7 protein-coding genes, 1 tRNA gene and 1 pseudogene are annotated in these 6,176 nt (G+C 67.3%); 7 read left to right on the forward strand and 2 right to left on the reverse strand.

Features of this window, described 5'->3' with window-relative positions; all coding sequences use genetic code 11:
• Positions 1–99: 99 nt before the first annotated feature.
• From ACH4C6_RS35570 to ACH4C6_RS35590, 5 genes are all read left to right on the forward strand, one after another.
• Entirely contained in the window at positions 100–1,425 is a 1,326-nt protein-coding gene (locus ACH4C6_RS35570) for a hypothetical protein (RefSeq protein WP_398112738.1), read from the forward strand.
• Positions 1,418–1,588, forward strand: a complete 171-nt coding sequence (locus ACH4C6_RS35575) for a hypothetical protein (RefSeq protein ID WP_398112739.1) — start codon at positions 1,418–1,420, stop codon at positions 1,586–1,588. The genes ACH4C6_RS35570 and ACH4C6_RS35575 overlap by 8 nt, the downstream gene beginning before the upstream one ends.
• Before the next feature lie 170 nt (positions 1,589–1,758).
• Positions 1,759–2,040: an HU family DNA-binding protein gene (locus ACH4C6_RS35580; protein ID WP_398112740.1), complete on the forward strand. Its 282-nt coding sequence runs from the start codon at positions 1,759–1,761 to the stop codon at positions 2,038–2,040.
• Between the two features lie 201 nt (positions 2,041–2,241).
• On the forward strand, positions 2,242–2,448 hold the full coding sequence (locus ACH4C6_RS35585; protein WP_030578348.1) for a cold-shock protein: 207 nt from the start codon (positions 2,242–2,244) through the stop codon (positions 2,446–2,448).
• A 55-nt stretch (positions 2,449–2,503) separates the two neighbouring features.
• Positions 2,504–2,577 (forward strand) — tRNA-Met (locus tag ACH4C6_RS35590).
• A gap of 569 nt (positions 2,578–3,146) precedes the next feature.
• Here ACH4C6_RS35590 and ACH4C6_RS35595 read toward each other — a convergent pair.
• Positions 3,147–4,067, reverse strand: coding sequence for a hypothetical protein (locus tag ACH4C6_RS35595; RefSeq protein WP_398112741.1), 921 nt, complete (start codon positions 4,065–4,067; stop codon positions 3,147–3,149).
• Positions 4,068–4,469: 402 nt separating this feature from the next.
• On the opposite strand from ACH4C6_RS35595, the pseudogene ACH4C6_RS35600 reads away from it, so the two are divergent.
• A pseudogene (locus ACH4C6_RS35600) lies at positions 4,470–4,714 on the forward strand (transposase); the annotation flags it as partial.
• Between the two features lie 28 nt (positions 4,715–4,742).
• Here the strand turns inward: ACH4C6_RS35600 and ACH4C6_RS35605 are convergent.
• Positions 4,743–5,975, reverse strand: coding sequence for an IS30 family transposase (locus ACH4C6_RS35605; protein ID WP_398112742.1), 1,233 nt, complete (start codon positions 5,973–5,975; stop codon positions 4,743–4,745).
• A 56-nt stretch (positions 5,976–6,031) separates the two neighbouring features.
• Here ACH4C6_RS35605 and ACH4C6_RS35610 point away from each other — a divergent pair.
• Positions 6,032–6,176: transposase (locus ACH4C6_RS35610; protein WP_398112743.1), on the forward strand; the 145-nt coding region annotated here is incomplete at its 3' end.

Below are 6,176 nucleotides of genomic sequence, written 5' to 3' on the forward strand. Positions count from 1 at the left end.
CCATCCGCATATCTCACACCACACGGATACAGCCGCCCACCCCGAACCCATCAGCGACTTCACAAAGATTCACCCCAACGAGCTGAAGTCAGTAAGCGCATGAGGACCTGCACCACGAAGGACGGCCGCCCCCGGCCCACGCACTTCGCCCGCCGCTTCACCCCGATCCTGCTGCAGTTCGCCGTACGCCGCGGTCGCGGCCAGCCGCCCGCGGAGCGCGCTCAGATCGTACGGTCCCTCACCACGGTCCAGGAGTCGGACACGTCCGCGCGCGAGGGCTACCTGTGGCACCAGGCCACGGACGAGCTGTACCTGTGGGACCAGGTGGTGGCCTCGGTCGGCCGGCATGCAGCGGCCGCCGTCGAGGGCCACCTCGACGGCGGCGAGATTCGCGACGCAGCAGAGCAGGCCGTACACCGCATCGCCCAGGCACGAGACCTCCTGCGTGAATGGCACGGCGAGCGCGCAGAGTATCCGCTCGACGAAGAACTCCTGGCGGGTGTGCTACGCCCCGCGCGTAGCCTGCTCGCCCGTGCCCGGGGCCGCGGCGACCTTCAGCGACTTGAAGCCGACCTCGCGCGCCGGCCCGCGCACCTCGACCGGCCGGGCGGCACCTGGGCAACGACGTGGCACAGCGACGGCGCCCTGGCCGGCCAGCGCGACGACGGTCTTTGTGTGCGCGGCTGGAGCGCCACCCCTGACGCCATCGGGCAAGCCCTGCAGTCGTTCGAGGCCACCAGCCGCCACCGCCCACAAATCACCCTGACCCTGCACGGCGAACGGCCAGAAGCCCCCGCCACAGGCAGCGACCCACCCGGCATCGATCGGGCGGATGTCCTGCGCGCCTTCGATGCCGACCGAGCCGCGCTCGACGCCACCACCATGCTCCAGACCAGTGCCCCGCAGCCGCCGCATTTCAACCTCTACAACCGCCAGCGGGAGCACGACTGGGCAGCCAGCGAGAGCGCCGCCTGGGTGCGTACCGAAGCCATCGTGCAGGCCATCGACAAGGTCTGGGGCGACTTCGACCGGTCCGAGGCGTCTCGCGGTCCCAGTTGGATACCCCGCGCCACCCGCGAACTGCTCACCACCAAGCCCGAGCAACTCGCCCCGTTCCTTCGCCACCATCTTGCCGAGGAACCCGCGATCTCCCTCAGCGTCATCAACGGACCGGCCGGACCGCTCTACAACGTCTCTATGGGCGGGGCCCATCGCACACACCCTTTTTCGGATCTTGGGCCTGCCCTGGATGATCGCGAAGCTCTATGCCCGCATCTCACCCCGCCGGTTCGACGTCGCTTCCGTCATCGACACCGCCAAGGGCATGCCCGAGGTCGAGCGCGTCGGGCGCGGCTGGCACCCCCTGCTCGAGCGCGGCCTCCTCCACGGCCGCATCCGCTACGAAGGCGACTTCGCCGTGCTTGACCTCGACCACGCCCCCGCGCCGTGGCTGCTCGGCGACGCCGCCCTCGCCAGCGCCTATAACACGGCCTACGAACGCCTGTATCCTGGCGCGCTGGCCGAAATGGGCATCCCGGCCACCGCCTTGTCCGGCCGCAAAGCCTGGGAGCAGTGGCTGTACGGCTGACGACTACCAACAACGCGGCATGGGCCATCGGCGTACGCCTATGACGTCACACGGAGCGCTCCGCTGCTGGTGCAGTGTGCAGCATTGTCGGACCCCGGTGACAGGATGGCGTCAGAAGCGTCGCGTCCGCGCAGCGGCCGCGGCAACCCGAACGTCACGGAGTACCCCTCATGAACCGCAGTGAGCTGGTCGCAGCCCTCGCCGAGCGCGCCGAGGTTACCCGCAAGGACGCCGACGCCGTGCTGGCCGCCCTCGCCGAGACCGTCGGCGTCGTCGTCGCCAAGGGCGACGAGAAGGTCACCATCCCCGGCTTCCTGACCTTCGAGCGCACCCACCGTGCCGCTCGCACCGCCCGCAACCCGCAGACCGGCGACCCGATCGAGATCCCGGCAGGCTTCAGCGTGAAGGTCTCCGCCGGCAGCAAGCTCAAGGAAGCCGCGAAGGGCAAGTAGGCGCCAGCCTCCCGCACGCAGCGACCCGGTACCGAAGAGCCCGATGCCCGCTGGGCGGCACAACTTGCACGCCTCACCCGCGCGGGAGCCGGATTGGTGTCTCGCCTACGGGGTAGAACGGACGCCGGACGCCCTTCGATGACGGAGGGCACCACCCACAGACCGACCGGGAAGCACCCGGCGATTTCGAAGGACAGACGTATGGCCAGCGGCACCGTGAAGTGGTTCAACGCCGAGAAGGGCTTCGGCTTCATCCAGCAGGACGGCGGTGGACCGGACGTCTTCGCGCACTACTCCAACATCAGCGGTAACGGTTTCCGCGAACTTCTCGAAGGCGAGCAGGTCACCTTCGACGTGACCCAGGGCCAGAAGGGCCCCCAGGCCGAGAACATCGTCCGCCGCGGCTGACCCCCGAAAATGAGGGCCGCCCCGCGACGGCCAATGTGTAGAGTGGTGTCACCGACGCGGGGTGGAGCAGCTCGGTAGCTCGCTGGGCTCATAACCCAGAGGTCGCAGGTTCAAATCCTGTCCCCGCTACTGACCGAAGGGCCCGGATCCGTCCGGGCCCTTCGCCGTATCCGAACCCCGCATAGCCAAGGGGGCCAACGACCTCCTCGCGCAGCTCCCCGGGCCTCTCCCCACAGGCGGGCGTCATTCCGGCATCGGCGGAGGCCACAGGAGCCGGGCCCGGCCGTACCGGGCCCTGGCGCATCCGCGCTCAGACCGTGCGGGCGCCCGATCTGCTCCCAGGTGGCGCTCACCTCCCGATCCGCGCTCACCGCGCACCGCACCAGCTCGCTGGTCAGGTGCTGGAAGTCCGCGGCCGCAGTGCTGTGCATTCCCGCGTCGGCCCGCTCGTTGCCGACCGCGTCGGCGACCAGTAGCTCCAGGGCCTCGTATCGGGCCCGGATCTCGCGCGAGATCTACAGCAGAGCGATCCGTGCCCGGAGGGCAGCTGCCGCCCGCCGCCGCTCCCGGTTGGCCTCCTGCCGGCAGGAACGCGGACGAGGACAGTACCGGAGCCAGTAACTGAGTACTTCGGTTGGCCAGTTGAGCATGGCGTCGTGCCGTCCACTGCGCGGCCCGCCGATCGGACTGCCAGCGCGTTACCCGACGTTGAGGTCCTCATCCCAGTCCTCGATGGTGCAGTCGCCTGTGTGTACCTGCGCCGGGTCATCGGCGAGGTCCCAGTCGGCCACAAAGGAGAACGTTCCGCTGACCGTGGCGTCGCCTTGCAGGGCGTCCGTCCCGCCCCCGTCTGAGCTGCTGCGGACCACGGACGCAGCGAAGCTTGCTTCAAAGGCACCCTGGAAGGTGAACTCGACTTGCCCGGCGCAGCGCAGGAAGTCGAGAGAGTCGATGTTGAGGGTGATGAAGTCGCTGGTGGGCGGCCCGGCGGTGATCGGGTCACTCGTCTCCATGGACTCGAACCCGGCTGTGACGCGGCTGCGGATCTCCTGGATGAGCTGTACTACCGGATCTTGGAGGACGTCCTCAAGTTCGGCGGCGCACAGGTTCTCCAGTAGAGCGATCGTGAGCCGTCCTCGGTCGTCCAGCGCCACGTCGATGCGCTGCCACAGCCCATCTTCGTCGTCGATGCATACCTCTGCCTCCCGAAACGACCGGTAGTCGCCGATGGCTTGTTCTGTCACCGCCAGGACCCGGACGACCGCGGGGGCGGTGTCCAGGAACTCACGCCGGATGTCGGGTTGGCTGAGATCGGCGGTGGCGGCCTCAAGCAGGTGGGCGGCCACCTTGCCCGACCTGCCGAAGCCCTGAACTCGTTTGAGCACGGCAGGACAGCGCCTCTCCGCGCCGGCCAGATAGTTCATCGTGACGCCCGCTTGGCGTATGGAGTTGCTCTTGCCCTCCACTCCGTTGCACGTGCGGCAAATCGGGGCGAGGTTCCGCGGTTCGTGGAGGTCGAAATCGGCCCGTAGGCCGTACGCCGTCTTGAGCCTTGCCAGGTCCGCTTCGGTGACGTCCTTGGGGATGATGTGGTCGATCTCGGAGACGCTGAACTCCACGGGCTTGGTACACCAGTAGCACTTTGAATCCCACGCTTCCCACAAGGCCATACGCAGAACTCTGTTGGCCCGGCCTGCTCGATAGCGGACGACGGTGGCTGTCGTGTGTCCCATGCTCTTCCCCCCGGCCGGCACCAGTTGCGTGAGCGACCGTTGTACCGCAGGTCGTACGAGCGCGCCGAACAGTCTGACGAACGAAGATGTAGACGGCGCGCGGGAAGCAAGGTCCCGCGCAGGCCGGGTGGTCCCGCACTGAACGGCAGTAGGGGCGGCCTGGGCTTTCAGAGGGGCACCGGCCGGTGAGGTTTCCGTCAGTGGCTCCGGCACAACAAAGTGCCTCTCTACCGACACGGAATACTCAACCGGCCAACCAGCACGCTCACTGGCCAACTGAAGCGCTCAGTCACAGCGCCCGGGTGCGCCTGGCGCCAACTGCCGCCCTGTTTCGGGATATCGAAGTCGACAGCTCACCGCCGGTTCCTGATCTGGTCGAGAGCTGGTGTCTGGGGTGGCCTGCACGAGGCCGTGCTTCAGCGGCTCGACGACGCCGGCCTCATCGACGTCACCCGCGTCGTCCTCGACACCGCCCACGTCAGGGCTAAAAAGGGGGCGAACACACAGGTCCGAGCCCCGTGGACCGGGGGCGGATTCAAGGGGTCGTTGCAACACTGCTGATCAGCTTGCTGCTAGGAGCTTAGCCAGACGCTCGGCTGGGGTGTCCCAGTCGAGCGTTTTGCGTGGGCGGCCGTTGAGCTCGGCGGCCACGGCTACGAGTTGTTCAGGACTGTGAGCGGAAAGGTCGGTGCCCTTCGGGAAGTAATGCCGCAGCAGGCCGTTGGTGTTCTCATTGGAGCCGCGTTGCCATGGGCTTGCCGGGTCGCAGAAGTAGACCGGCATGTCGGTGGCCAGGGTGAACGAGCCGTGACCTGCCATTTCGGTGCCCTGGTCCCAGGTCAGGGAGCGTTTGAGTTGAGACGGCAGCGTGTGGATGGTGCGGGCCAGCACCTGGTGGAAGTGTTCTGCCCGGTGTCCGCCGCCGGGCAGGTGGAGGAGCATCAGATAGCGGGTCGAGCGTTCCACCAGCGTGCCGATGGCCGATCGATGACCGGGGCCGACGATGAGGTCTCCTTCCCAGTGACCGGGGACGGCCCGGTCAGCAGCCTCGGCCGGACGTTCGCTGATCATCACCATCGGTGTCGCGAAGCGTGGCTGGCGCCTGGCTGCATGCCGATGTGGTTTGCGTCGGGCTCGTCCTGTGCGCAGAGCCCGAACGAGTTCTCTGCGGAGTTCTCCGCGGCCTTGGACATATAACGCTTGGTAGATCGTCTCGTGCGTCACCCGCATCTCCAGGTCGTCCGGGAACTCTCGCGGCAGCTGGGCCGCTATCTGTTCAGGACTCCAGCGTCGTGTCAGACGCTCCTGAATGTAATCCCGAAGCCGCGGGCTCTGGCTGATCTTTCCCGGCTTTGGCCGTGGTCTGCGGGCATCGGCACGGCCCTGGGCCGCGTAGGGGCGGTAAGCCCAGCGGGATGCGTCACGACGCAGCGGGATGCCGTTGCGCAGTATCTCCCGACTGATGGTGGACGGGCTGCGGCCCAGCTCAGCGGCAATGGCTCTGACCGTGGCCTTCTCCCGTAAGCGGTCGGCTATGTGCAGACGGTCGGCCTGAGTGAGATAGCGGTCCGCAGCCTCAGGAGCCGGCGCCGAACGGGCCGGTGGGCGGAACCGCTCATTGGCCACCCTGCCGTTGCGCCATTCACGCCCCGTTCGCTCATGGATGCCCACCAACCGGCAGGCCTCTGCATTGCCATAGCCCAGGTCCACGAGCCGGAAGTATTCCTCCCGCTCGCGGACCAGCCGTCTGCGGCCGCCCAAAGCCTTGGTCCGGTTCTTGCGAATCTCGAACATGACACCCCTCAAGGAAAGGTGTTGCAACGACCGCTAGGTCGTGTCCGCAAAGTGCTTTGCTCGTTGTTCTGTTCGTGGTGCGTCGTCATGAGCTGACTGATGAGTTGTGGGCGGTGATCGAGCCGTTGCTGGCTCCGCCGCGGATGGGTCGTCCGGTGCGGGATCGCCGTCAGGTGGTCAACGGGATCCTGTGGAAGCTGT

Source organism: Streptomyces sp. NPDC017943, assembly GCF_044328425.1.
Classification (GTDB): Bacteria; Actinomycetota; Actinomycetes; order Streptomycetales; family Streptomycetaceae; genus Streptomyces; species Streptomyces djakartensis_A.

Bases quoted from the DNA above. Each gene is read 5' to 3' on its own strand.
- ACH4C6_RS35570 (WP_398112738.1), top strand. From the start codon at position 100: ATGAGGACCTGCACCACGAAGGACGGCCGCCCCCGGCCCACGCACTTC.
- ACH4C6_RS35580 (WP_398112740.1), top strand. From the start codon at position 1,759: ATGAACCGCAGTGAGCTGGTCGCAGCCCTCGCCGAGCGCGCCGAGGTT.
- ACH4C6_RS35585 (WP_030578348.1), top strand. From the start codon at position 2,242: ATGGCCAGCGGCACCGTGAAGTGGTTCAACGCCGAGAAGGGCTTCGGC.
- ACH4C6_RS35605 (WP_398112742.1), bottom strand. From the start codon at position 5,975: ATGTTCGAGATTCGCAAGAACCGGACCAAGGCTTTGGGCGGCCGCAGA.